Annotated in this window: 23 protein-coding genes, 1 pseudogene and 1 CRISPR repeat array (1 of these 25 running past the window's edge); of the genes and pseudogenes, 6 read left to right on the top strand and 18 right to left on the bottom strand. The window is 46.7% G+C overall.

The genetic code is table 11. The annotated features are described in order from the left end of the window. A CRISPR array of direct repeats spans positions 1-111; the repeat unit is 33 nt; unit sequence ATTTCAATCCACGCACCTCATGCGAGGTGCGAC; it reaches 2934 nt to the left of the window's first position. 148 nt (positions 112-259) lie between these two features. The 8 genes from cas2 to C1A10_RS02470 all read right to left on the bottom strand — a co-directional run bounded on the left by cas2 (position 260) and on the right by C1A10_RS02470 (position 8249). Continuing rightward, positions 260-550: a CRISPR-associated endonuclease Cas2 gene (gene cas2 / locus C1A10_RS02505; RefSeq protein ID WP_101908725.1), complete on the bottom strand. Its 291-nt coding sequence runs from the start codon at positions 548-550 to the stop codon at positions 260-262. 3 nt (positions 551-553) lie between these two features. Next, a complete protein-coding gene (gene cas1c, locus C1A10_RS02500; RefSeq protein WP_101908724.1) occupies positions 554-1582 on the bottom strand; it encodes a type I-C CRISPR-associated endonuclease Cas1c in 1029 nt (342 codons plus the stop codon). Next, the gene (gene cas4, locus C1A10_RS02495; RefSeq protein ID WP_101908723.1) at positions 1524-2201 is read right to left on the bottom strand and encodes a CRISPR-associated protein Cas4; all 678 of its coding nucleotides are present in this window, start codon (positions 2199-2201) and stop codon (positions 1524-1526) included. The genes cas1c and cas4 overlap by 59 nt, the downstream gene beginning before the upstream one ends. Further along, entirely contained in the window at positions 2188-3045 is an 858-nt protein-coding gene (gene cas7c / locus C1A10_RS02490) for a type I-C CRISPR-associated protein Cas7/Csd2 (protein WP_101908722.1), read from the bottom strand. The genes cas4 and cas7c overlap by 14 nt, the downstream gene beginning before the upstream one ends. Further along, entirely contained in the window at positions 3029-4873 is a 1845-nt protein-coding gene (cas8c, locus tag C1A10_RS02485) for a type I-C CRISPR-associated protein Cas8c/Csd1 (protein WP_101908721.1), read from the bottom strand. Before cas8c ends, cas7c begins: the two co-directional genes overlap by 17 nt. Then, positions 4867-5544 (bottom strand): type I-C CRISPR-associated protein Cas5c, encoded by a 678-nt coding sequence (gene cas5c, locus C1A10_RS02480; RefSeq protein ID WP_101908720.1) that lies wholly within the window; start codon positions 5542-5544, stop codon positions 4867-4869. Before cas5c ends, cas8c begins: the two co-directional genes overlap by 7 nt. Positions 5545-5580: 36 nt before the next feature. After that, entirely contained in the window at positions 5581-7767 is a 2187-nt protein-coding gene (locus tag C1A10_RS02475; RefSeq protein ID WP_101908719.1) for a CRISPR-associated helicase/endonuclease Cas3, read from the bottom strand. Positions 7768-7985: 218 nt separating this feature from the next. Beyond that, positions 7986-8249: an SOS response-associated peptidase family protein gene (locus C1A10_RS02470; protein WP_101908718.1), complete on the bottom strand. Its 264-nt coding sequence runs from the start codon at positions 8247-8249 to the stop codon at positions 7986-7988. 82 nt (positions 8250-8331) lie between these two features. Between C1A10_RS02470 and C1A10_RS02465 the strand changes: the two genes are divergently transcribed. Both C1A10_RS02465 and C1A10_RS02460 read left to right on the top strand, forming a co-directional pair. Further along, complete coding sequence (locus C1A10_RS02465; protein ID WP_101908717.1) at positions 8332-8871, top strand: hypothetical protein; 540 nt, start codon at positions 8332-8334, stop codon at positions 8869-8871. Positions 8872-9278: 407 nt separating this feature from the next. After that, on the top strand, positions 9279-10145 hold the full coding sequence (locus tag C1A10_RS02460) for an AraC family transcriptional regulator (protein WP_101908716.1): 867 nt from the start codon (positions 9279-9281) through the stop codon (positions 10143-10145). A gap of 253 nt (positions 10146-10398) precedes the next feature. Here the strand turns inward: C1A10_RS02460 and tnpA (C1A10_RS02455) are convergent, their stop codons facing one another. The 4 genes from tnpA (C1A10_RS02455) to C1A10_RS02440 all read right to left on the bottom strand — a co-directional run bounded on the left by tnpA (C1A10_RS02455) (position 10399) and on the right by C1A10_RS02440 (position 12967). Further along, the gene (gene tnpA / locus C1A10_RS02455) at positions 10399-10869 is read right to left on the bottom strand and encodes an IS200/IS605 family transposase (protein ID WP_101908715.1); all 471 of its coding nucleotides are present in this window, start codon (positions 10867-10869) and stop codon (positions 10399-10401) included. A gap of 236 nt (positions 10870-11105) precedes the next feature. Continuing rightward, positions 11106-11864 carry an ABC transporter permease gene (locus C1A10_RS02450; protein WP_101908714.1) on the bottom strand — a complete coding sequence of 253 codons (759 nt, stop codon included), beginning with the start codon at positions 11862-11864 and terminating at the stop codon, positions 11106-11108. After that, positions 11861-12517 (bottom strand): ABC transporter ATP-binding protein, encoded by a 657-nt coding sequence (locus C1A10_RS02445; RefSeq protein ID WP_101908713.1) that lies wholly within the window; start codon positions 12515-12517, stop codon positions 11861-11863. The genes C1A10_RS02450 and C1A10_RS02445 overlap by 4 nt, the downstream gene beginning before the upstream one ends. 15 nt (positions 12518-12532) lie before the next feature. Further along, positions 12533-12967, bottom strand: a complete 435-nt coding sequence (locus tag C1A10_RS02440) for a MarR family winged helix-turn-helix transcriptional regulator (RefSeq protein ID WP_101908712.1) — start codon at positions 12965-12967, stop codon at positions 12533-12535. Positions 12968-13457: 490 nt separating this feature from the next. Between C1A10_RS02440 and C1A10_RS02435 the strand changes: the two genes are divergently transcribed. The 4 genes from C1A10_RS02435 (at position 13458) to C1A10_RS02415 (ending at position 17782) form a co-directional block, all read left to right on the top strand. After that, entirely contained in the window at positions 13458-14159 is a 702-nt protein-coding gene (locus C1A10_RS02435; protein ID WP_242968808.1) for a LysM peptidoglycan-binding domain-containing protein, read from the top strand. Positions 14160-14595: 436 nt separating this feature from the next. Continuing rightward, positions 14596-15516, top strand: a complete 921-nt coding sequence (locus tag C1A10_RS02430) for a LysR family transcriptional regulator (protein WP_101908710.1) — start codon at positions 14596-14598, stop codon at positions 15514-15516. Between the two features lie 91 nt (positions 15517-15607). Next, a complete protein-coding gene (locus tag C1A10_RS02425) occupies positions 15608-16738 on the top strand; it encodes a 5-methyltetrahydropteroyltriglutamate--homocysteine S-methyltransferase (RefSeq protein ID WP_101908709.1) in 1131 nt (376 codons plus the stop codon). Positions 16739-17080: 342 nt separating this feature from the next. Further along, complete coding sequence (locus tag C1A10_RS02415; protein ID WP_101908995.1) at positions 17081-17782, top strand: flavodoxin family protein; 702 nt, start codon at positions 17081-17083, stop codon at positions 17780-17782. 78 nt (positions 17783-17860) lie between these two features. Here the strand turns inward: C1A10_RS02415 and C1A10_RS02410 are convergent, their stop codons facing one another. The 6 genes and pseudogenes from C1A10_RS02410 to tnpA (C1A10_RS02385) all read right to left on the bottom strand — a co-directional run bounded on the left by C1A10_RS02410 (position 17861) and on the right by tnpA (C1A10_RS02385) (position 23890). Continuing rightward, complete coding sequence (locus C1A10_RS02410) at positions 17861-19015, bottom strand: YibE/F family protein (protein WP_101908707.1); 1155 nt, start codon at positions 19013-19015, stop codon at positions 17861-17863. 77 nt (positions 19016-19092) lie between these two features. Continuing rightward, positions 19093-20598: a purple acid phosphatase family protein gene (locus tag C1A10_RS02405; protein WP_207654708.1), complete on the bottom strand. Its 1506-nt coding sequence runs from the start codon at positions 20596-20598 to the stop codon at positions 19093-19095. A 256-nt stretch (positions 20599-20854) separates the two neighbouring features. After that, the gene (locus C1A10_RS02400; RefSeq protein WP_101908705.1) at positions 20855-21781 is read right to left on the bottom strand and encodes a DUF7916 family protein; all 927 of its coding nucleotides are present in this window, start codon (positions 21779-21781) and stop codon (positions 20855-20857) included. 409 nt (positions 21782-22190) lie between these two features. Then, positions 22191-22424, bottom strand: coding sequence for a hypothetical protein (locus tag C1A10_RS02395; protein ID WP_101908704.1), 234 nt, complete (start codon positions 22422-22424; stop codon positions 22191-22193). Beyond that, positions 22409-22774: a hypothetical protein gene (locus C1A10_RS02390; protein WP_101908703.1), complete on the bottom strand. Its 366-nt coding sequence runs from the start codon at positions 22772-22774 to the stop codon at positions 22409-22411. The genes C1A10_RS02395 and C1A10_RS02390 overlap by 16 nt, the downstream gene beginning before the upstream one ends. Positions 22775-23425: 651 nt before the next feature. Next, positions 23426-23890: pseudogene (tnpA, locus tag C1A10_RS02385) on the bottom strand (IS200/IS605 family transposase). Between the last annotated feature and the right edge of the window lie 64 nt (positions 23891-23954).

The raw sequence follows: 23954 nt of genomic DNA, 5'->3' as shown, positions 1-23954 counted from the left end.
CTCTCATCGTTCATTTCAATCCACGCACCTCATGCGAGGTGCGACGTGTTGATGATGTGGCGCAGTCAGTGGCAAAACATTTCAATCCACGCACCTCATGCGAGGTGCGACCCTATATATTGTGTATATAACACCGCACCCTGTATATGAAGTGGACAATAAAGCAAAAAGGAAACAATAATAAGATACTTTTTCTGTTTACAAGCCAGATTAGCCGCGCGAACCAGACAGCATTTTCGCTGTCACCGCACGTTCGCATTCAAAAAATCAACACTCCCTCACTGTCATATCCCGGTTTTGCACCGATATGCTCTACGCGCCTTTTCCAGTTGTCTCCCAAGTAATAAAAGCGAAGACTATCCTTGTCGGTGTCAATTAATTTGATGAGACGATCTTTCATCTTTAGAAATTTGCCGTAATCCAAATTAACCTCAAACACCGAATTCTGCACCCGCTGGCCATAATTGACACATTCCTTTGCAACCTTGCGAAGCCGGGTCCTGCCTTTTTCAGAAGTAACATTTACGTCGTAGGCTACAATTACAAACATATTCTACCCCCAAATCAGGTTAGGATAGGCTTCTATTTCACTCCTGATATATTTCGCCAACAGATTTGCTTGTACATAGGGGAAGAGGCCTATCGGCATTTTTTCTTTTATGAACGGATGGCTGATACATTCGTTCTTTTTGTCCTGCCAGGCTGTAATCACCTTTTTCCGGCCGTCGTCATTCAGCCACACTGCTCCGCTGATCTGCTTTTCGAAATCGCTCTTCTGCACCATTTTCAGATTCACCATAGTGATCACCAGACGTTCGACCAGCGCACGAAACTCCTCCATGATATCACATGCGAGAGAAGCTCTCCCGGGGCGCAGTGTATGAAACAGGCCAATATACGGGTCTAAGCCGACGCATTCCAGGGCGGATGCAATATCGTTGGTACATATCGTATACAGAAATGACAGCATCGCGTTTGTAAGGTCAAGCGGCGGCCGTTTTGTCCTTCTCAAAAGTGCGAAATCTTCTTTCTGCTGGGTAAACAGCAAATCAAACACATTGAAGTATTCTTTGGCGCTCTGGCCTTCGATGCCTCGTAAAGTATTTTCATCCTTTTCCTCAAGCAGCTTCTTTTGATTGTATTCAAGCATGTCAATGCAGCGGGATAACTCACCGTTCTCATCTGTCATCGGGTAATCGCGACGTGAACGCATGAGCAGGCTGCGCGTATTTTTCAACTTTGCGGTTATCAGATTTCGTATAAGCGCTGTCCGCTTTTCCGGGTCGGAGAACAATTCCATTTGCTGTTTTCGCAGAAAGACGTTGCCCTTTATAGGGCCGGTTACTCTCGCAAGAAATCTGCCGCCGGGCGACACAAAACACAGCCCGATTTGCTCCTCAGCACATTTACCCATCAGAGCCGGACTGCAACCAGGATAATTCATGCAGATGATGCTTTCGATATTTGATAATGGCAAGCGCGCGGCCTCTTTCCCGTCCAGAAGCATGGCCACGTTTTCGCCGTCAAGACTGAGATACGCCTCCGGACGGGTGATATACAGTGTGTTCAGCAGCTTTCGCATTACGGTTTTTCTCTCCTTTCGGCATACAGATATCCTTCAAAGAACATCCGCCGCAATACTGCCCTTTTCTTACCGGCGGAATGATGGAAGCCTTACACAGCTCATTCATTTCAGCAAGAGTTGCTCTCAGAAATGAATAATCTTCCTTGTGAAATTCAGCCTTCACTCTTTTGCGAATATTTGCGTAATAGAAGAAGGTCTCGCAGTCAGTTTTGAAAATGGCATCCACGCAGATTTTCTGTGCAAGCAACTGCATACCGTCCTCGTAGCGGAAATCACCGCTTTTAGGAGAGCGTACCTTGTATTCGACGATTGCCAACTCAAAGCGACCGCCGTATTTCTCTATTAAACATCCCGCCGCAGCGCGGCGAAGCTCAAGGCAGTCAACGACGCCAAAAAGGCCCCAGTCGTCGTTGTATACCCTGACCGACCGCTCGACGATTGCATTGCGTGCAAAGAGACACTTCCCAGTGTCAACATTTTCATGCACCAGATTGCCTTTGCAGACAAATACGTTTTCTGCCCAACTGCAATCGGTTTCCATCAGACCCCACCGGTGCGGGCAATAAAGGTACTGCTGTACTGACCGGATATCCGTCAGGGCGTCAGAGCTTTTCAATATACGCTACCCCTTCAGGCATGTTTTTATCAATTGTAACGGTGTAATCACCGAATTTGCGCACAACGTCCACATCAGCGTTTTTGGCGACGGTTATTTTGTCAAATAGCAGATGTGACGGCGCGTTGCCGAGTGCCGAATCGTGCTTAAAAACAAACAGCTTACGCATGCACAGCTTGCCTCTCGCGGCACTGTGGTCTATTTCAAACATGTTGATCATACTCTTCCAAAGAAGCTCGAGATCCTCCTCGCTGAAGCCGGTTTTGTTGGCGAGCAGCGCCGAAACATATCCTTCCGCGCGGTAGAGCCCATAGGGAATAAAGCTCTTTTTACCCATCGTGTTTTCTTTTTCGGCTTTTTCCGATTCTGTAGTCAACGCCTGACGGGTGATGGTGATCTCCTGCGGCAATACGGGGTCGATGCTGTGGGCAAAATTGATCTGGACGGGGCCGCGGACGATTCCGCACGGATCGTCTCCGGTGCTCATAACAGCTCCGAATGTACGCACGTCAAAGTAGTTTTTACATATGTAATCCCGCGCCTGTGCAACTGCACTCTGCTCCTTACCCTTTTGCTTTGTTTTAAGATTGCAGGTTTCATACGCCTCGGTAAATTTTGTGTTAAGCGCCCGGTCGTTTTTAATTAGAATATTGTAACCTGGTTTTTCTTCCCGCGTGGCCTCAATATAGTTTCGGATTTTACGCTTGAGGCAGACGTCGGTCACGATACCGATGCTTGTTTCAGCATCGACACGAGGCATATTGCCCGCGTCGGGGTCGCCGTTTGGGTTGCCGTTCTCCACATCAAAAAGCATGACGAATTCATGCCTATTCTTCAGTTCCATTATCTTTCTCTCCTTCATTTTTCTTTTCAAAGAACTTTTCTTTTTGCTGATAATAACCGAGAATAAACATGCCCTGTTTTTCCATGCTCAGGGCCTTTGGAAAAGAATCGCCGAGATTGCTTAAAATCTCTTGAATGTATTTCTCATAGAATATTTCGCCGCCCCTGTCCAGCTTTTTGAGGTGGCTCTGAGAAAGTTTCATTAAACGGGGGAAAACAAGATACGGCGTACTGCAGGCAGAGGAAAAGAACTTGTCTTTGATCGTCGCGTTGATACCTGGAAGCGCCTTTTGCTGGATCATTTCCAAGACGGCGAAAAGCCTGCCGCAATTGTACGCGCCGTTCTGATTCTGCGTGTTCAACATATTCAACTCGCCTCTTTTTATAATATTCATACGTGTAAGACATGCCTTGATAATCCTGATCCGGTCACGGCTGACTGCATAAAACTTTTTACTTGCGTCATCCTGATCTGTCTTTGCCCGTCGCACCACCGTATCAAGCATATACCGGGGATACGGAGCGTCCTTGAGGATGCTCTGCAGTATTTTCGCCGAAAGATTAGGCGGCAAAGCGTCCCTTGAAACAACAGGCGATTTCAACGCTTTGACGAGCAGCCATATCGGTATCTGTTTGTCTTCCGGTGAAAGTTGCATATCCGCGTGATGCTTTTCGATACTCATCATTATTTTTTCGAAAGAGTTGTGCTCGAACAGCTTGACAGCCAGACGGCTGCTGTTGGGCTTGACGCCGAGAAGATAAAATTCCGTACTTTGATCAACGCCGAAGCCTTTCCAATCGGCCAGCTTGCCCTGCGCAAGCTGGCGGAAAATCGAGGCGAGCGCCTTATCGCTCGTTTCACGCTCACCGCGCTTTGCCTCCTCGGGGTCATCATCCTGCAGATAAAAAAATCCCATCCCGGCGTTGAACGCCTGCATATACGGCTTTTCCGATTCCTTTGTCATCGCCCACCAGAGAAGCGTCATGTCATCCAGTACCTGCTTGTGATTCGATACAGACGACAGGTAATTGAAAGTCCTTGTGTATTTCTCCATAATCCTTTGCGAAACCGAGCTGTTATAGGATTCCCTGCGGCCATAGGACCAGAAGGCCGGCGATTTTAAGCAAACGATGTTCACGCCGGTGGCAAGGCCACCCGGTATGCCGGCGAGATTATCGTGGATGCGGGCGATCGGACCGTATTGACCGCTTATGCTGCATTGTCCCATTACTGCATCGTCCGGAATTGGCTTGCTGCGCAGACTGTTCTTCCATTTTTCCCTGACAAGCGGATCTCGGTTGAGCGGGCTGTGCGCGGCGGCATCTTCACTTGATGTGATAACGAATTTTGCACCGCCATATCGCTTGCCCAAATCCACAAGGAACGGATTGTCAAGTTCGTTCTCCGGATTCCAGCACCGCAGGAAGCTTTTATATGCATCGATGACCGGAGTGCTTAATCCGCCGAGAAATGCAAGATTCTTTTCTTTGCATTTTACAAATGCAAACAGTGAGTTTTTCGTTACCATGAGCGTATTGCCCTGCTTGTTCCACTCGATGCCAAAAAGGTACTTTTCACGGTGATCGACAGTCTCGGCCGCAATTCCCGGAACAGAATTCCGAAACGGGAAAAGCTCGTCCCGCGGGATCTCATTCATCTTTTTTCCGTTGTTGACCGTATTGACATACGGTAAAATTGTCTGAATTGATCCGTCGGCGTTCAGCACAAGATTGTAATTCACGCCGAGCCTGCTGTAACCGTCCGGCACAAGGCCGCTGTCCTTTTGCCGGCACAGGCAGTCGTAGTACGCACTCAAAGCCCTTAACATAACACATCCTCGGCGTACTTCGCCACGTCGATCACTCCGTCTACCATGTGCGGCCGGTAAAAACGCGGTTCGGCGGAGTCCAGACTTTTACCGGCCGCATTCTTTTTGTATTGCAGATCATACAGCATATACCCGAGATCGACGTCGCCTGCCAACGGGCTTTGAGGGATCTGTTCGGCTAGCGTAACCCGTGCGGAAAATTCCCGGCAGCCAAGGCACGGCTGAGTAAAATGCTGCCCTTTGCGCAACCGGCGCAACAGAATGTTGTAGCACTTCTCAGGGGTCGTCCCGGCATCCTTTTCGTCGGTCAGTTCAAAATGCGCTTCGACACCGTAACGGACATCCTTCAGCAGCAGACTCGCTCGTTGGCTGATGCACTCCTTCGTATAAATGCCGACGTCGCCTTTTGAACCGTCCATCTGCTTTTTTACAGCGGAAAGGAGCAGTTTTTCACTGACCTCATTTCGTCTGATGTTGACAAAACGTATCGGCTCGAGCACATGAATCCGGTCTATGAGGTACCTGACGCCCGGGTGCCAGTAGATGCTGGACAGAAGCCCCGCCAAAGCACTCGGGGTCGGCACATCGTAGGATACGCGCTCGACTTTCATCTCCGGCCTGCTGAACAGAGCATAGTCGCCTTCGATAAGAATTTTGATTCCGTAGCCCATTGAACCCCTCCTCGGTTTTTATTATTTAAAACAATTTCACCAATAACAAGCATCATTGTTTTCAAAACAAATACCGGTTTCCCTATTGTAATACCGTTCACAGTCCAGATAGTACAGCCCGTTGGCATCGCAGACGACACCCGCCTGATACAGCTGGGCAAAATCCGCCGGGCGCAGAGCAATTGTATATTTCTGGAGCTTCCGCATAGGAGCCATTCCGCCGCAGGCGGCCGCGTCTAGCAACGGCCGGACAATCTTTCTGTTTTCTTCGGTGACAATAGCAAGCGGCTGCGTGTGGTCGTCAATCAGACGGAAATCCGCGGCATAACGGGCAAAATCAAAACCAAAGCCGTCTATGCCGCAGGATGCGGCGGAAAGCGCTCTCTTAAAATCCATCGACTCCATATCCGGGAGCGTATAAGAGTAAAGCCGGTCGAAATAGAGTGCGACTGCCTCGGGAGACGCCACGTTCTCATATTTTTCAAGTGCCTCTAGGCAGTATTGCTTTTTGATCGTGAATTCATCATTTTGGGGTTGCAGCTCTTTTTCTTCGAACTCAAAGGTGCATGTCCTGCAGTTCTGCTTTTTACCTTCGCGGTTGCAGCGGCCGGCAGTTTGGAGCAAGTTGTCGAGCCCCGCAGTCTCGCGGAAAACGAGGTCAAAGTCCAGATCGACGCCGGCTTCAATGAGCGACGTTGAGACAAGGCAAAACCGTTCGTGTCTTTCCAGCGATTCTTTGACCTCGGCGATGACTGCGCTGCGGTCTTCATGTGTCATGTAGGTAGATAAATGATATTTTTTGTCCGGCAGAAGCTTGTAAATCTGCCGTGCGGTCTTGCGCAAATTGACCACGATCAGCGCGTTCCCCGCTTCTGCCGCAAGGCTTGCCAACTTTTCCGGCGACAGCTGCCCCAGATTCTCGATTTTACAGCGTTCAAATATAGGAAAATCGCTTTTGTCCGCTATCAGATCGACTGCTTTGACACTGCCGCAGCCGAATTCTCTCATCCATTTGTGAAAATCAGGCATGGTAGCCGACATAAAAACGGCCTCGCAATGATACCGCTGTGTCAGAATCCTGACAGCTTCAAGACACGGCTGAAAAAACAGGCGGGGGAACATATGCACCTCGTCGAAGACAATGACACTGTTGGCTATGTTGTGCAGCTTGCGCAGCTCGCTGCTGCGGTTGCCGTAAATCGATTCAAAAAACTGTACGTTGGTGGTCACGATGATCGAAGCGTCCCAGTTTTCCGACGTCCGCTGTAGCCTTTCGCGCGTTCCGGCATCTTTCACCGACTCATAATCAAAGTTGCAGTGATGCTCCAAAACAGCGTCGGCGCCGAAAATACTCTTGAAAATTTTTGCGTTTTGCTCAATAATGCTGGTGTAAGGGATCACATAAATAATGTGCTTTTTGCGCGACAAGACCGCTCTTTCGAGTGCGAACTGCATGCTGGTAAGTGTCTTACCGCTTCCTGTAGGCATATGAATGAGATAAACGTCGGCCTTTTCCCGCACGTGCGACATGACCTGACGGCGCAGGGCGTCTCGTGCACGTTTGACAGGCGTGTCCGCCTTAAACTGCATCATATACCTGTCGATCAGAGCGCGGCAGATTTTTAAATCTGCATACACGCCTCTTTCTTTACGGTCGCTGCAAAACGCTTCTGTGTCAAGGTAATCGGCATCGGTCAGGCAGGAAAACATCATCCGTGTCCAAAAGGCATATTCCTTTTTGATGTCATCTTTACTGTTGCCGCTCATGCAAACAGCATCTTTCGCAGGGAAAACATTGATTTTCTTTAATGTAAGTTCGTTTTGGAAGGCGAAAAAGTCCTGTTGCGCCGCTCTCTTTATCCGCCCAAGTAGTGTCGGCTCGTCAGCCGAGTCGGTTTTACTTCCCACATCCGGCAAGCCGCTGTGATGCCCGGCGATACAATATGCGCCAGACTCCGGCCACTTCATTTCGATCCACTGCGCAGCTCCGCATATCGAGTGCTCCACAGAAACCTTTTCACCTCGTAGGCGGCGCTGAAAATCGGACTGATACTTGCCAACATCATGCAACAGCCCAAGATTTTCGGCGTATTCCTCCGTGCACCACGGTATCGAAAACTTCTTTAAAAGTTCCGCGACATTTTCTGCATGCTTCTTGGCAGTTTGCCACTTTTCCTCGCTTTCTCCCTTAAGGGTATGAGCGTAGTAAACTTGATTAATCATAGTTCCCTTTCTACAAACTTCACAGTGCTATTTGCTAGATCATCAGATTATAAATCCATAAATTAACTATAAGACAACAGACAGGTGAAAACAACTCAATAATGGGAATTTCGACCAAATATCCGAAATTAATCTTTCCTGTTGTGCTATCTGACAATACAGGCCGTTACAGACAACTGCCCCTTATGTGCAGTTTGTTCACAAGAGGCAGTAATTCTCTACGCAACCGGCTGTTTCGCCAGCATCGGCGGCTCTTTATTCAAAATCTGAACGGCGGCAGCCACATTCTGCAGCCATGGACTGATATCCGCCTTCGGAAGTATCAGCGGCATCCGGTTGTGCACATCCGAAATTGATTCGTTGGCAGCAGTGGTAAGAATGGCAAAGCGTGATTCCCCATTGACCTCGTTGCAGAGACCTGCCACACATAGCGCTCCTCCCAATCTTCGGCCAATGCAAACTATTTTGGATTCTCGAACCATAATATGTTTCGTTTTATATTTTCAGTAATCTGTCGAATCAATTAATAAGGAATGGATTTTAAAACATACTGGAAGTGACAATATGTACATTGAAAACGTAAACCGTCACAGTCATTTCTTTGCCCGTCAAACAAAGCAGCCGGGAGATTCAGAACAATCCGAACAGGCACAGACATCGCAAGATACGGTTACCATGTCCGCAGAGGATCAACGGCGATTGGCTGCGGAATCCTTACAAAAACAGTCACAGGATAATGATTTTAAAATCGAGGAATTGAAACGTCAGTTGGCAAACGCTAATGAACAGGCGGAATCAACGGGTGAATCCATGCGGACGCAAATGAAGTGCCAGAAGATAGCGTTACGGATTATGGCGGGCGACATTGTTCCCCCACAGGATCACCGCTATCTGGCAAAAAATAATCCTAAGCTTTACAGCGTGTCGATTATGCTTCGTGCCAGTCGAGAGCACCCCAAGAAGCACAAGCGAGTTTCGGAAGATGAAAGCGACGAACATAATACCGACTCCATAGATACTTCGAAAAACACGGTGGACAATTCCTTGCCAAAAAACGAAATTCCGGAACAGTGCATGGATATTTCACTTGATGTGAAAGCGTGATGTCATGTTAACACGCTCTCCATTAATTACTTTGCCATTCAGCAAATTATAAAGTATCTATTGCTTAGAATATATGAATTTAAGGGAGTAAGCTGACCGGCTGCTCCTCTTTTTTATACGGTCGTTATTATCTTTCTATCATTTCATAGAGCCAAAGAAAAAAGGACGGCTTTATCCGTCCTTTTCAGAGTGTCAAAGAAGTTCCGGCTTACAATGTGAAGCAAGTCGGATTTGCTTTGCTTGTGAATGGAATATACTGTATAATTGTAATTAGCCGTTAAGCTACGGGGTAAAAAGCTTACGACTAGATAGTTTGCCTCTATGGGGATTCGATATTTCTTGCATCCAAAAGTCGAGCATTGCCCAATCAACTTTGATATGATGTAGAAGCGAAAGGAGGGAAGGCTATGCTTCAGGAACTAAACCGCGCCATTGACTATATTGAAGAGCATTTGACCGATGAACTGACTCTGGAAGAAATCTCTAAATATGTCGGAATCTCAGATTATCACTTTAGGACGGTATTCTTTTATCTTGCGGGAATGACATTGAGTGAGTATATAAAAAGCAGAAGATTGTCAGAAGCCAACAAGGATTTGCTGCTGGGAGAAAAAGTCACTGATATCGCTTACAAATATGGCTACCAATCAATGGACGGCTTTGCCCGGGCATTCAAAAAATGGAGCTGCTTTTTGCCCTCGGAAGTAGTCAAAAAAAGAATCAGCAAGCCCTTCCCTAAACTTTCATTTGTCATCACAACCAAAGGAGGAAATACGATGGAATGTAGAATCGAAGAAAAATCGGCGTTTTATCTGGTTGGTGTAAGCAAGCGAGTTCCCATGCAATTTGAGGGCGTCAACAATGCTATTGTAGAGCTTGCAATGAGCATTACAGAAGAACAAAGAAAAGAAATGCACGCGCTGCAAAACATGGAACCTCATCAGATCGTCAACGCCTCTTATGAAGCAGACGCCGGATTCTTGAAAGAAGAAGGCGAGCTGACCCATCTGATTGGCGTGCTGACTACAAAAGAGGATGTAAGTGACCAATTGGTGAAAGTTCCGGTAGAAGCCTGCACCTGGGCAGTTTTTCCGAATGAGGGGCCGTTTCCCGCCACCCTGCAAAATACCATGGCACGAGTCTATTCCGAATGGCTGCCCGTCTCTGATTATGAGGTCATCAACATCCCTGCTTTTTCCTTTTCAAAAATGGATGAGCATAAAAAGGATTACGCTTACAGCGAAGTTTGGACACCGGTTCGGAAGAAGAAATGAATTTATTTGCAGATAATCCGCTTTCGCAATAGTAGGGCAAAACCGAACACAATACCGGGCGTGGCAAAACGTCCGGTATTGTTGCGTGAGTACAGTCACAAGTCCAAAGGCTATGACAGATTTATGCGATACTGCCATACGGTTCATCTTCTTTTTTCCCAGTATGGCTGAACAGGACTGTGATATAACTTGTTTTCCGCAAAAAGAAAAAGGACTGTCGCCCTTTTACAGGCCGCCGCTAAAGCGGCCTGTTTTATGCCTTTGTATTCTTGCTGCCCGTAAACGGGTCCATATACTCTTTGAGCAATATTGGGCCTGCCGCAATATCTCCCGTTAACTGATTTTTGATGTATTCTGCAATTGCTGTTTTATTACGCCCTACTGTATCCACATAGTATCCTCTGCAGCAAAAGTGTCTGCTGCCATATTTATATTTTAAGTTTGCATGTCTATCGAATATCATTAAACTGCTCTTACCTTTGAGGTATCCCACGAATTGTGAGACACTTATGTTTGGTGGAATACATACTAGCATGTGAATATGGTCGGGGCATGCCTGTGCCTCAATAATTTCTACTTTTTTCTGTTCATACAGCTTTCTCAGTATCTGACCTATGTCCGCCTTAATCTTTCCATATATCTCTTTCCTGCGGTATTTAGGCGTGAACACAATATGATCCTGGCATCTCCAATTAGAATGTGCTAAACTTTGTATGTCGTTCATGCGACAAAACCTCCTTTTGCTCCTTTATGCGGTTGGCCAACCTGCATCTAGTTTAGCAAAAAGAAGTTTTCTTGCATCTAAAGATTTTTATTCTCACCAGCAAAGCTGGTGGTTGATTAACGCTAAAGCTACAATGTAATGGGAAGCAGCGAGGTTTCAGCTCGCTGCTTCCCATTCTTCTATATGTTTCAGTGTTTTAGTGATCTGTTTTACATTATTTATGAATTGCCGTATCCTTATTGCAGTTGCTTTCGCTTATTGAAAAAACTCCTGTAAGAAAGATAACAGGCCATAAATGAGGAAATAGCAGTTGTCGACATCAACATGAAGGTTACCAAAATCTGATACCGGATAGCCTGTAGAGGTGATGTTCCCGCGAGAATGAGCCCCGTCATCATGCCCGGCAATGAAACAATCCCAAGCGTTTTGGCTGAATCAATTGTAGGAATCATACCCGTTCGGATTGAATCGCGGATAATCTCAATAGAGGACGGCAAAATATCCGCTCCCAGCGAAAGCTTGGTCTCTACCTCGTCCCGCCTGTTTTTAAAATCGGAAGACAGCTGGCGGAAGCATAGTCCAAGCGCGACCATAGCATTGCTTATAATCATCCCGCTGACTGGAATAACCTGGTTGGGCTGATATTTTATTGCGCCTGAAAAAACAAGGATGGACAGGGTGATTCCAGCTCCGACCGTAATTGATACGAATGAGACAAGAAGCCTGTCTTTCATTCCTTTCCCTCTTTTGGATGCGTTATAAGCGGCATTAAACGTCATAATCAATATCAGCAGTGTCGTAAATAACGGATTGTTCAGGCCAAAAATATACTCGAGAATATAACTTACTGCAATAAGCTGGATAATAGCTCTGACAACACTGATAATGGTTTCTTTCTCAAGCTTGAGCTTCTGAAAATAGGAAAACAGCAAAGATACCATCACAAGCGAAGACGCGATCAGAAGAGAATCCATACTGATATTGGCATTGCTCATTTAAGTTCCTCCAGCGAATTTATTTGGCCGTCCTTAATGGTCAACAGCTTTTCGGCGTATTTTCTGCCCTGCTCAGGATTGTGTGTAACCCATAGAATGGTTACCCCTTCCTGATTAAGCACCTCAATCGCTTTTTCCACGATGAGCGTATTATCGGCATCAAGAGCAGAAGTCACTTCATCCAACAGCAAAACATCGGGCATGAATAGCAAAGTCCGGATCAGGGCAATCCTTTGTTTTTCCCCACCGGAGAGGCCCTGAATCTTATGACCCAGATAATCCCGGCTCATATTAAACCGGGAAAAGAGAGAATTCACCCTCTCCCTATCTACATTTTGTTTACGGATTGTATAAGCGAACGATATATTGTCCTCTACCGTTTCTCCAAAAAGCGTAGGCGTTTGAAAACAGTAGCTGATTTTTTTCCTTACTTCAATTGGGTCTTGCTGTATGAGATCACCACCGTTAAACAAAATCCTGCCTCCGGTTGGGCTGATCAGGTGGCAGCAAAGCTTCAAGAAGGTGCTTTTCCCGCTGCCGGAAGGTCCCATGATGGAAATATAGGCACCCGGCTCGATACTGATTGATATGCCTTTCAGTATGGATTTTTCATCATTGCGGAACGAGACGTTTTGAAATTCTAACTGAGCCAATACAATTCACCCTTCTCATTTACCCTCATAAAACAGATTTTCTTTGCTCACATTGCTAAGCAGTTCGTCCAAAAGGTACAAAAGCTGTTGGCGTTCCTCTGATGGAAGGGTATGAAACAAATTCCAGGCAAAAATCTTGTCTTCACGTATATGCTCCTGCAAAACAGCATTCCCCGCGTCTGTTATCAAAAGTTCAATCGCTCGCCTGTCATTCTCTTTTCTGATACGCTGAATATACTTTCTTCGCTCCAGCCTGTCCAATATTCCGGTAAGGGTAGACGGAGGGATGCCATAGTTTTTGGTAAGATCCCTGATCTGAACTGTTTTATGAAAATATATTCTCTCGAGAACAAACATATCCTGTGGCTGGATTTCCGAGCTTTGCTGCTGATAGGTATCCTTGTACTGAATAAGGTCAATCATCCTGTGCAAAATCTTGTTTTCATCCATTTGCCTGCCCCCATAAATACGATATACGAATATTACGATATTCGAATTATATCACAATATTATCACAACTTGTTTTGTAAAGCAACAGCCTAGGTTGGTTATTTAATTTTTTATCCAGATGATTCGATAAGCATCTTTTTCAGAAAATTACGCTGAGTTATATATTAAACAGTTATACATCGTTTTCCCTCTTTATTTCATCGGCTGTTATCACAATTCTGTGTATTGTTAATGTTCTTTTTCTTTATAGAATTAGCACCTAAAATTTAACGAGTGAAAATGATATATTGAAATAGTGATTGAGGCACTGTTCACAGGACGTTCTCTTTTTGTATAAATAATTCCTGATAAAAAGGCACAACAAGGTACATTCCGATAATTAAATCATAATATATAAAAATAAATCTTTAAAATTAGAAAGAAGAGTGGCACATATATGTCTCCATGTCCGACAGGTACATACTCATACAAAATCAAATTCGGCGATTCATTGTGGCTGATCGCGCAACGATCCTGTACAACTATACAGGCTATTACGGCGTTGAATCCTGGCATAGATGCGAATAACCTGCATATAGGACAAATTATCTGTATTCCACAAGGACACCGTTTTTACCAGAATCCCGAGCAACCTCTCCCATTGGAGAGGATCAGCAGAGCGGAAGAAATGTTGAACAACCATATGCGGATGCTGTGGGAACAGCACATTTATTGGACGAGGATGGTTATTCTCAGCATGGCTTTTGACTTACCGGATACAGAATTCGTTACAAGCCGCCTCCTCCGCAACCCTAAGGACTTTGAAGCGGCATTAAGCCCCTTTTACGGGGAATCCAGTGCGGCAAAGTTCGCAGAATTGTTTACAAGCCATCTTACAATCGCCGCTGAGCTTGTCAAAGCGGCCAAAGTCAATAATAACGCTGCGGCAGCCGATGCGGAAAAACGCTGGTATGCTAACGCGGATCAGATCGCGGCCTTTCTCGGCAGCATCAATCCATATTGGTCGGCGCAGGAATGGCAGAGAATGTTATATGATCACCTTGCGATGACAAAAAATGAAGCGGTCGACATCTTAACGAAAAATTACTCAGACAGCATCACCGTCTTCGAAAATATTGAAAGAGAAGCATTGGCAATGGCCGACATGATGACACTGGGCATCGTGAGGCAGTTTCCCCGATATTTCATATAGAAGCTCTTTCAAAAGTATTTTTATTTTATAAGCGATATAAATGCGACACAAATTAAGGGTGTCATCGTTTTCAGGCGATGACGCCCGTTCCCTTTTTGGGGGCTTTATTCTTTCTTTTGGATGCTGTATACGCAATACGCGCTTGTCTTATGCTCTTTACGTACCGGCAGAATAATCCGTACTATTTGTGTATCATAAATATCCGCCGGCCAAACCGGCGGTTCTTCTTTGATCGGCAAAGCTTTATTACCAGCCACACCTGTCACGTCACGTTCGTACGATCTGCCAGTTGCACAAGTATGGTATAATTAGTACAATTGCAATGTTGGATGACAAACTGCATTTTCCTGCTGCAAATGCACCCATTATAACAGAGATTCCAGCGGTATCTACCATAAAAGGTGATCAAAACAAACGCATGAAACAGGGTGATAAAATGACGCTACAACAACTTCGATATGTGATACAGACAGCGCAGTCGGGATCCTTCCATACTGCGGCGCAAAAGCTTTTTATTTCACAGCCCAGTCTTTCAAAATCGATCGGCGAACTGGAAAAAGAGATGGGAATCTCCATCTTTGGCCGCAGCAACCGGGGCGTTACCTTGACGGAGGACGGGACAAAATTCCTGTCATACGCACGTCAAGTAATGGAACAGGCCGAACTTCTGGAGCAGCAATATAAACACAATGCGCCATTGCGAAGGGTTTTCGCCATCTCATCCCAGCATTACGCATTTGTTGTGAATGCATTTGTATCGCTGGTTCGGGAATACGGCAAGACCCAATATGAGTTTTCCCTGCGTGAGTCGCGCACCTATGACATCATTGAAGATGTCCGTACGCGAAGAAGCGAGCTTGGCATTTTGTATTTAAGCCAGTTCAATAAGGATGTTATTTTACGCATCATCCAGAATCATGAGCTGCGTTTTGTACCGTTGTTTATTGCCCGTCCTCATGTATTTGTCAGCAGGAAAAATCCGCTGGTCGGAAAGTCCTCCGTAACGCTGGAGGATTTGCTGCCATATCCGCGTCTCACCTATGAACAGGGCATCCACAACGCCTTTTATTTTTCTGAAGAACTGCACAGCGTGGAGTTCAGTCCGAAGAGTATCGTAGTTACCGACAGGGCAACGCTGTTTAACCTGTTGATCGGCCTGGATGGATACACCATATCTTCCGGTATCCTAAGCAGTGATCTGAATGGCGATGAGATTGTGTCCATTCCGCTGGAAAGCTCAGAGAGGATGGAAATCGGGTATCTTTACGAAGCATGCCATCCGATTAGTTCGATCAGTATGCGGTATATCACTCTGCTGCAGGATTACATTTCTTCTTATTATAGTGATAACTTTTAGCTATCGATAATGATCGAAATTATGTATTAACGCATAACGAAACATCTTGTGTATAATATAGGCAAGTGATTCACATAAGGAGAGCTGATCTATGAATACACAATTTACCGCCCGCACCGCCGCACCCTTCCGCTATGATGTCGTTGGCAGCTTTTTGCGTCCCCAAGCTTTAAAGCAGGCAAGAGAAGCATTCCACAAAGGGACATTAACGCAGGCACAGCTTACCGCTGTTGAGGATGACTGCATCCGCGCCCTTGTCGAAAAGGAAATTGAACTCGGTCTTCACTCTGTCACAGACGGTGAATTCCGCCGAAGCTACTGGCATCTGGATTTCATGTGGGGACTTGATGGCATAGACCATGTTGAGCTGGATCACGGCTATTTTTTCCATGGGGAGGAAACCAGAGCCGACTCGGCTCGTGTCTGCGGAAAAATCAAATTTTCAAGCCATCCGTTTATTGACCATTATAAGTTCTTAAAGAAAATCGCAGCAAGCCGTGCCATTGCCAAACAGACCATCCCCGCGCCCGCCCAGTGCTTCGCCGAACTGGTCCGCGGAGAAAACGAGCAGTACCTCAACGCGGTCTATCCTGACCGTGAAGCGCTGTACCGGGATTTGTCCACGGCATATCATGATTTTATTCTGGCTTTATACGATGCCGGCTGCCGAAGCCTGCAGCTGGATGACTGCACCTGGGGGATGCTCTGCGATCAGAATTTCTGGCGCGGCATGGCGGGCGAAGGATACAATCCCCAAGCCCTGCAAAAGCTTTATCTGCGTCTCAATAATGATGCCATTGCAAATTTACCTGACGATCTGACGGTGACAACACATGTCTGCCGCGGCAACTATCACTCCACATGGGCGACAAGCGGCGGTTATGAACCGGTTTCGGAAACGCTGTTTGGCGGCGAAAATGTCAGCGCATACTATCTGGAATTTGACGACGACCGCTCCGGTGATTTTGCGCCTCTGGCAAAAATATCGGGGGAAAAGCTGGTAGTGTTGGGACTGATTACTTCCAAATATCCCAAACTGGAGGACAGAGAAAAAATCATTGCCCGTATTCACGAGGCTTCCGCCTATGTTCCGCTCGACCGTCTGTGCCTAAGCCCGCAATGCGGCTTTGCCTCTACGGAAGAGGGCAATATCCTGACAGAAGAGGACCAGTGGGCAAAAATCCGTCTGGTCAAGGAAATCGCAGAGCAGGTGTGGGGATAAATACATTTCCATATATTCGATATAAAGCGCACTGCAGCCCCTTGTTCTGGAGACCTGCCAGTATGTGTAGGGTAACAGGCCTGCCACTGATCACACACAGTATACGGCAAAGGAAAGAGGGTTCCGGATGCTGCTTGCTGTACAGAAAAGCATAGCTTCGACCGGGGACAGCCCCATATTAAAATCATTCATCTATCTTTCTCCAAAAAGAGGATGCCACTGCAGTGACATCCTCTTTTTGTTATTCTATTGCTTGATAGAAATAATTTATGGTACACTTATAATAATTCAAGAATTTATAAAAATGCACATAAACCGGAAGTTGTAATGCGGGTGAAGATTATGAAAATAACAGTAATAAATGGCACAGAAGTAAAGGGTTGTACCTATCATATAAAAGAGAGCTTTTTAGAGACTCTGCGTGATGATCATGAAATCGTGGAGTTTTATTTGCCTAAAGATTTACCGTATTTTTGTTGTGGCTGTAAAAATTGCTTCTTCAAAAGTGAGCGGCTTTGCCCTCACGCCGAATACGTCATGCCTATTTGGAATGCCATGTTGGATTCTGACCTGCTCGTATTTGCTTCACCCGTATATGCGCTGAGAGCGACAGCACAGCTAAAATCTTTACTTGACCATTTGTGTGTCCATTGGATGGTGCACAGGCCTGATGACAGAATGTTTGGCAAAAAAGCTGTAATTCTGACGAATGCCATTGGGGTATTTTACAGCGGCGCTCAAAAGGATATTGCCACCAGCCTGATGTGGCTGGGTGTTTCTGACATCAGAAAACTGGGAATTGGGTTATTGGAAGGCGTTATCTGGAATGAACTGTCCGATAAACGGCGTAAAATGATTATCAGCAAAACAAAAATGATCGCAAAAAAATATAAAAATGGTTATACAGCGCATACGCATAAGGGAATAAAAGTTCACCTGCTGTTTGCCATTACGAAAAGGATGCATCAGGCAATTGCCGGGAAAGAACAAACTTTATCGGCGGATAATCAGTATTGGGCTGATAAAGGCTGGATAAAACGTTAGGTTTTCATTTGCCGGTACCCTCGCCGGTATCACCTGCTTTTGTAAGCCATGTTCGGCTTCTTCAAGAACGCAATTGGCCTAAACCGATGCTGCCTCCTTTTTGCGAGCGGTTAAAAGGGCCGCGGAGATCATGGATACAAGCGGCACAGTCAGAATGATGCCGATGCTTCCGGAAACGCCCTGCATGATTTCGATCCCAATGGCGTAAGAATTGACAATCTGTGCATAAGGAAGCGCATATGCGTAATTGAGGACCAGAACGCTCAGCGAATTGCCTGCAAATGCGAGAATCAACGTATTGGACATCGTGCCCATCATATCCCGCCCCACATTGATGCCGCTCCGGAACAATTTTAAGCGTGTCATCTGCGGATTGTTTTCATAAAGTTCGCATAAGGTGGATGCAACCGACATGGCGACATCCATTACCGCCCCCAGGGAGGAAATTAAAATACCTGAAAACAGGAGCCCGCCAATTTGAACATCCGTCACCTGCCCTATAAAGAGAAGCGATTCGATGTTAGACACATTATAACCGTTTATATTGGCAAGCCAGCCAAACAGGGTCGCAAAGATTCCGGAAACCAGCACGCCGAAAATGGTGCCCAAAACCGCGCAAATGCCCTTGACCGTGACGCCCGAAATCAGATAGATGGTCACAATGGTTGTAATGATCACGATTAAAATGGCGGACCAAAACGGGGAGGCCCCTTTATAAATCATGGGAAGATACAAATATATAATGCAAAGGATTGTAAAGCCCAAGCCGGCGGCTGATTTTATCCCTCTTTTCCCTCCCACAAGGCACAGGACCAGAAAAAAGACGGCCGCAAACAGGTATACGGCCCATTCGCGGTCTGCCGTATAAACCGACAGGACCTGGGTATCACCTGAAACGCTGGAAAGAACAATCACGCGCATGCCGGGTTTACAGTTTGCGCCAAACAGATACCCATTTGCGCTGGTCGCTTCCAAAAGCTGCCCTTTCAACTGCCCGGAGCGCATTTTAAGCAGCACGACCTGATTCCCGACACGCGATCCGTCTTCCTGCAGATTATCCTGCAATATTTCTGCTACGGTTGCTTTTTCAAACGTTCTTCCGTATGTATTTACAAGCTCCGGTTTTTTGACCTGATTCAAAAAATAAAGGAATATCAAAAACAAAAGTGCCAAAAGGGCGACTGCCGCCCTTTTGAATAGAAGCCGCTTATCCGAAAACCCAATGGCATTCATCCGGTATCTCCTCTTTATAGCAGACGCACGGATGCCGGAACCGAAAGCCATCGGTTCCGGCATCTGCGAAAGGCGTACTATTTGGTTTTAACGATGGTATAGCTCTGATCAATGGGTTTGCCTGTCGCCGCCTCATAGGTATTGATTGTGAATTGATTCTGATCGATCTGGATCAGGGAATAGGTTGGCGTCCATGTCTGGCTGCGCGCCGCGATATAATCCTGCTGCATGGGGATCAGTTCATAGTATTTCGAACCTGTAGCGGAGTTGGTGGCAAAATAGACCGTTCCTTCGGGATTCGTAATGGTGCCGTTTCCGGTCTCTACAATCTGATAGCACTGATTCTGCGCCAGGAAAGCCGCTTTGACCGCGCTGTCGTCCAGGTCAACGCTTTTGTCATATTTGGCATGTGCTTTCGCATCCCCGGTCAGCTGATAAGTTCTTGAGTAAGTATGGTCATGCCCCTGAAGCACAACATCAATCTGATATTCGTCGATAATAGGCGTCAGCTGCGTACGGAGGATAATCCCGTCGGAATCGGAATGGTCCAGTCCCGATCCGTAGATATCCTGATGGAACATCAAAATTTTCCACTTCGCGTTGGGGAAGGATTTTACGGCCTTGTCAATCAGGGCTTTATGATCGGCAGCATTATAGTTATTGGTATTGATTACAATGAACAGCGCGTTTCCGTAACGGTAGTAATACCCGTTTCCGGCTGCTGTTGCGCCTTTTTCCTGCGTATACGGGTTCGGAATATTAAAATGGTTCTGATATCCGGCGGTCAGTGAATCATGGTTGCCAATGGTAGTTGCCAGCGGCACCGATTTCAAAACTTGCGGGGACAGGAATCCCGCATATTCGCGTTCCTGCTCAAGCAATTTTTCTGCAGAGCCGTCCTTGACGGTTTCGTTAATCTGGTCGCCCGCCGATAAAATCATACTGACATCCGGATGTGCTTTCAGTGCGGAATTTAAGGTAACGTTCCAGTTGTAAGAATCATTCCTGGCGGCAATCTCAGCGCTTTGCGCAGTTCCGTCCCCGTTTTTCGGAACCTGACTGACGGAAGCGCCGACCTGCGGGTCCCCTACCAACAGCATGGAAAAGCTGTCGGTTCCCTGAGACTGGTATTTTGCTTTGTCCTGCCAGAATCCATTGAGCAGGTACTGGTAGTAGTAGCTTGTATTGGGTTCCAGCCCGGTGACGGTTACTTTATTTGTATAATACTGTACGCCATCAACGACAGTGCCCTTTTTAGATGTCCCGCTAAACTCTTTATAATCCGCCATTGAGCCTGATTTTGAAATGCGGATTTTAGCAAACCCCGATTTTTTTGAGTACCATCCGAAATTCAGTTCGGTCTCATTTCTGCCCGGGCTTAATGAGATTTGCTGATAATCCTGCTTCGTATGCTCCCAATTGTTTTTCCATGTTTCAAAACTCGTTGCATTCGAAAGGTAAGTCGCGGTCCTTGCCCCCGGCTGTGCGGAAGCATCGTTCCAGTGCTCGGTAGCCGCCAGGGCGGTTCCGGCGGTTCCGATAACCAATGCCGCAATTGTTAAGGCTATCAACCTTTTTTTCATGTTCTGAATACCCTCCATTACATTTTTAAATTTGGCAATTTTCTCCTTGCCCTCATACTATATCTAAAATCACCAAAATTCAATTCATTTTACAAACATATTACACAACTCGCCTAAGGTTTTACACTGGACTGCCGCTTATCCCAAAAATGTCTCAATCATTTTTTCAAAGCAAAAAATAAGGCGGGCCATGCGATACGCCGGGGCGTTTTCACAGGGCCTGCCTTATTACAAAACTCAATAGCACTTTGGGGAATCAGCGGTTGATGGAAGCCGCCATGCGCCGGTAGGTATGGCGTACGCCCCGTATGGCGGCAGAGTAGGCCAGAATATTTTCCGGCAGGGCAATCCCAAGATAGCCGGAATCCCCCAGATGATGCAGATCGGTCCCTGTCATTTTACACATCAAAGCAATCTGTTTGATTGTAGCTGTGTCCGTCCCCTCCTGCGAGGTTCCCACAGCGGTTATCGTAAGCGCACCCAGACTGTGTGCATATGCGACCAAAGAGCGGATGTATTCCATGGTGATGCCGGGAACGGTTCCCGGCGCGGGCATTAAAATGATATCGGCGCCCGCGTCCCGGAACTCCCTGACGTCCTGCTTCTTGATAATATTCTCTCCGCCCTCGCTAAGAATGCCGGAAGCGTGCATTTTGCCCGCGGCAAGAATGATTTTGTTACCAAGATTTTCGTGAAAAAGCTTCAGCGTTTCCACAATTGCTTCGTTGCTGACCCCTACGCCCGGGTTGCCTGTCAGCACCAGCATGTCTGTCCCCATTTCGTATGCTTTCCGCGCATTTTCAAGCGTGGCGCGCCGCCCCTCTGTAAGCGACCAGACCGCCTGCTGTTTTTTATCACGCTCAACCGGCAGCGCCGGCTCAAGATTGATGCCAACCGGGCGCCCGGTAAGCCGTTTGATCTCCCGTATGATTTCCTGCGGGGCAACTTCCGGCAAAGCATTGATGACCGGCTCATTTACATCAAACAAATTCAGCAGCAGAATGTCCGCACCCATAGACGCAGCAAGCTCGGCGTTGGTGACATCACCCAGAATCGGCATTGCCGCGCCGATTGTTTCGCACAATAGCGTACGGCCCTCGCTCGCGGCAATCGCCGTCAGCAGGTCTTGTTTGGAGCAGGCGGCAAAGTCCGACGCATAACAGTCCAACAGACGTTTTTCCATGGTATCTCCTCCTTCAGAAAGTAAAGCCATCGTTTCTCAAAATGTAGGATGGTGCTTGAACTTCATTGTCTAAATCCATAGTAAAATAAAGGGAATCATTATGCAAGCTTCAAATCGTGTAAAAGAGCGGGGAGCCGCCCTGTATTGGGCGGCTCCCCGCTTTTTCATTGTTCAGGCCGGATGATCTAACAAGGCGATAAACTTCGCTCTTCCGGCCGGGAACAGCGGCGGATACCGAACGGCGCCCCGGCCGCCTTTACTTCGCCACATTCTCCCGCTCTGTCTGCTCCGAATGCCCTGCCAGACGAATTGGATGCCGACGCGGAGTAATGTAAAATTACTGGCCAGATGCTTTTACACGCTGCCCATGGATTGCCTCCCTGCGCATTGGGAGTGCAATCCTTTTTTCCTAATCTCCGCCATACCGCAACCCCTCCTCCAGATCTTCAATCCTGTGGTTTGCAACCTTCATTTTTTCTTCCAATACAAAGGTTCGTTCCATGATGCTGTTATGCCTGCTCACCTTTTCCTCTAGACTCTTCAGCCGGAAATCCGTCAGCTTCTGGCTAGTGACAACACCCAGGAACGCACCTGCCACTGTACCGGCGCAGGAAAGCAGCGCAACCACTATTTCCGGAGGCATGGTGTATCCCCCATGTCTGCTGTCTGTTTACTCTTTTCCGCAAGCCTGTCAAGCTGCAGTTTTGCGTAACCGGCAATGGCGTCGAAGGTCGCCTGCACCAGCGTCCGGATCATCGTCTGGGGAACGAATGGCCGGACCGCCGCCGGAATCAGCTCGTACAGCCGGGTTACCACCCATTCAAATTTGATGCCGCCGGCCTTTGTGAAATCCTGATACCGGTTTTCCGCCTCGGCAATCAGCGCCGATACCCTTCGATTGATACCGGCGCTGCTCCGATACCAGAGGGCAAAACCGCCAAACACCACCGTAAGCAGGTACAGAACAGCCTGTACCAGTTCTGCTGTGTCCATCGCACATCTCCTTCCGCTTAATCTTCTATCAGGTTTTGAAACGGTCCTTTTCCGTATTTACACCAAATCTTATCCCCCCTTTCGAGAATTGGTCCTGCATATTGTGAAACAGCGAGGTGAGCTTGTTTTCTATCCCCCCTCCGATTGATTTGCTATAGAAAAAGCCGATGTACCCGTCATAAAACAGGTACATCGGCTCATCGGCTCAAGGCTCATCGGCACTGTGTCTTCTGTTCAATTGTGATCAACTGTTCTCTTTGCGGACAGAGGTGATTCTTACATTGGAAGGGCATTCTATAGATCCTGGTATCCTTTAACACCGGAAAGGACTTTTTGCCGCAGAAATCGCAATAATACCAGCCGTTTTTTATCATTGGCTTTCCCCCGCAATCCGCAAGTATTTGTCTTTCGTTTAACTTTGTACTCCTATTGTATCACGAACAAATGTTCGTGTCAATTGTAAATATCAAGATTCTTGTTGTTTTTATAATAAAATATTTTATTCTTGATTATAAAAACGGCTGTCTTCACAGACTGGCTCGCAAATAGTTACCCCCCGGCAAAGCCGGGGGTTCTCCATATGCGGGCAAAGCCCTGTTTTACTAGCTGCGCCTCAAGGCGCTGGTACGGTCTGCCAATTGCAAAAGTTTGTTACTTGCTACCCGTAAACGGGTTTACGTACTCCTTGAGTGTCATCTGGTCTTCAACCTGATCTTCTTCCAGTTGATTTTTGATATATTGGGCTATTGCTTTATCATTCTTCCCTGCCGTATCCACAAAATAGCCCCTGCACCAGAATGTCCGGTTTCCATACTTGTATTTCAAATTCGCATGCCGCTCAAATATCAGCAAGGTACTCTTTCCTTTGAGAAATCCTACGAATCCGGAAACGCTCATCTTTGGTGGTATTTTCACCAACATGTGTATATGGTCCGGACACACCTCCGCTTCTATGATCTCCACCTGTTTCCAGTTACATAACTCCCTCAGTATTTTTCCTATCTCAGCCCGCATATTTCCGTATGTTACTTTTCTTCGATACTTTGGGGCAAACACTATATGGTATTTGCAATTTCAGCTCGTATGATTTAAACTATCTATATCATTCGTCTTCATGTCGAATGTTCCTCCTTTTGATATGTCTCGTTGCAGTTGGCAGACCGCAGCTTCATTATATCAA

This window comes from Marasmitruncus massiliensis (assembly GCF_900186535.1).
Taxonomy (GTDB): domain Bacteria; phylum Bacillota; class Clostridia; order Oscillospirales; family Ruminococcaceae; genus Anaerotruncus; species Anaerotruncus massiliensis_A.
Note: the sequence above shows the minus strand (reverse complement) of the source record. Positions and strands in the feature narration are given on the sequence as shown.

Bases quoted from the DNA above. Each gene is read 5' to 3' on its own strand.
- cas2 (WP_101908725.1), bottom strand. From the start codon at position 550: ATGTTTGTAATTGTAGCCTACGACGTAAATGTTACTTCTGAAAAAGGC.
- cas1c (WP_101908724.1), bottom strand. From the start codon at position 1,582: ATGCGAAAGCTGCTGAACACACTGTATATCACCCGTCCGGAGGCGTAT.
- cas7c (WP_101908722.1), bottom strand. From the start codon at position 3,045: ATGGAACTGAAGAATAGGCATGAATTCGTCATGCTTTTTGATGTGGAG.
- cas8c (WP_101908721.1), bottom strand. From the start codon at position 4,873: ATGTTAAGGGCTTTGAGTGCGTACTACGACTGCCTGTGCCGGCAAAAG.
- cas5c (WP_101908720.1), bottom strand. From the start codon at position 5,544: ATGGGCTACGGAATCAAAATTCTTATCGAAGGCGACTATGCTCTGTTC.
- C1A10_RS02475 (WP_101908719.1), bottom strand. From the start codon at position 7,767: ATGATTAATCAAGTTTACTACGCTCATACCCTTAAGGGAGAAAGCGAG.
- C1A10_RS02470 (WP_101908718.1), bottom strand. From the start codon at position 8,249: ATGGTTCGAGAATCCAAAATAGTTTGCATTGGCCGAAGATTGGGAGGA.
- C1A10_RS02465 (WP_101908717.1), top strand. From the start codon at position 8,332: ATGTACATTGAAAACGTAAACCGTCACAGTCATTTCTTTGCCCGTCAA.
- C1A10_RS02460 (WP_101908716.1), top strand. From the start codon at position 9,279: ATGCTTCAGGAACTAAACCGCGCCATTGACTATATTGAAGAGCATTTG.
- tnpA (WP_101908715.1), bottom strand. From the start codon at position 10,869: ATGAACGACATACAAAGTTTAGCACATTCTAATTGGAGATGCCAGGAT.
- C1A10_RS02450 (WP_101908714.1), bottom strand. From the start codon at position 11,864: ATGAGCAATGCCAATATCAGTATGGATTCTCTTCTGATCGCGTCTTCG.
- C1A10_RS02440 (WP_101908712.1), bottom strand. From the start codon at position 12,967: ATGGATGAAAACAAGATTTTGCACAGGATGATTGACCTTATTCAGTAC.
- C1A10_RS02430 (WP_101908710.1), top strand. From the start codon at position 14,596: ATGACGCTACAACAACTTCGATATGTGATACAGACAGCGCAGTCGGGA.
- C1A10_RS02425 (WP_101908709.1), top strand. From the start codon at position 15,608: ATGAATACACAATTTACCGCCCGCACCGCCGCACCCTTCCGCTATGAT.
- C1A10_RS02415 (WP_101908995.1), top strand. From the start codon at position 17,081: ATGAAAATAACAGTAATAAATGGCACAGAAGTAAAGGGTTGTACCTAT.
- C1A10_RS02410 (WP_101908707.1), bottom strand. From the start codon at position 19,015: ATGAATGCCATTGGGTTTTCGGATAAGCGGCTTCTATTCAAAAGGGCG.
- C1A10_RS02405 (WP_207654708.1), bottom strand. From the start codon at position 20,598: ATGAAAAAAAGGTTGATAGCCTTAACAATTGCGGCATTGGTTATCGGA.
- C1A10_RS02400 (WP_101908705.1), bottom strand. From the start codon at position 21,781: ATGGAAAAACGTCTGTTGGACTGTTATGCGTCGGACTTTGCCGCCTGC.
- C1A10_RS02395 (WP_101908704.1), bottom strand. From the start codon at position 22,424: ATGCCTCCGGAAATAGTGGTTGCGCTGCTTTCCTGCGCCGGTACAGTG.
- C1A10_RS02390 (WP_101908703.1), bottom strand. From the start codon at position 22,774: ATGGACACAGCAGAACTGGTACAGGCTGTTCTGTACCTGCTTACGGTG.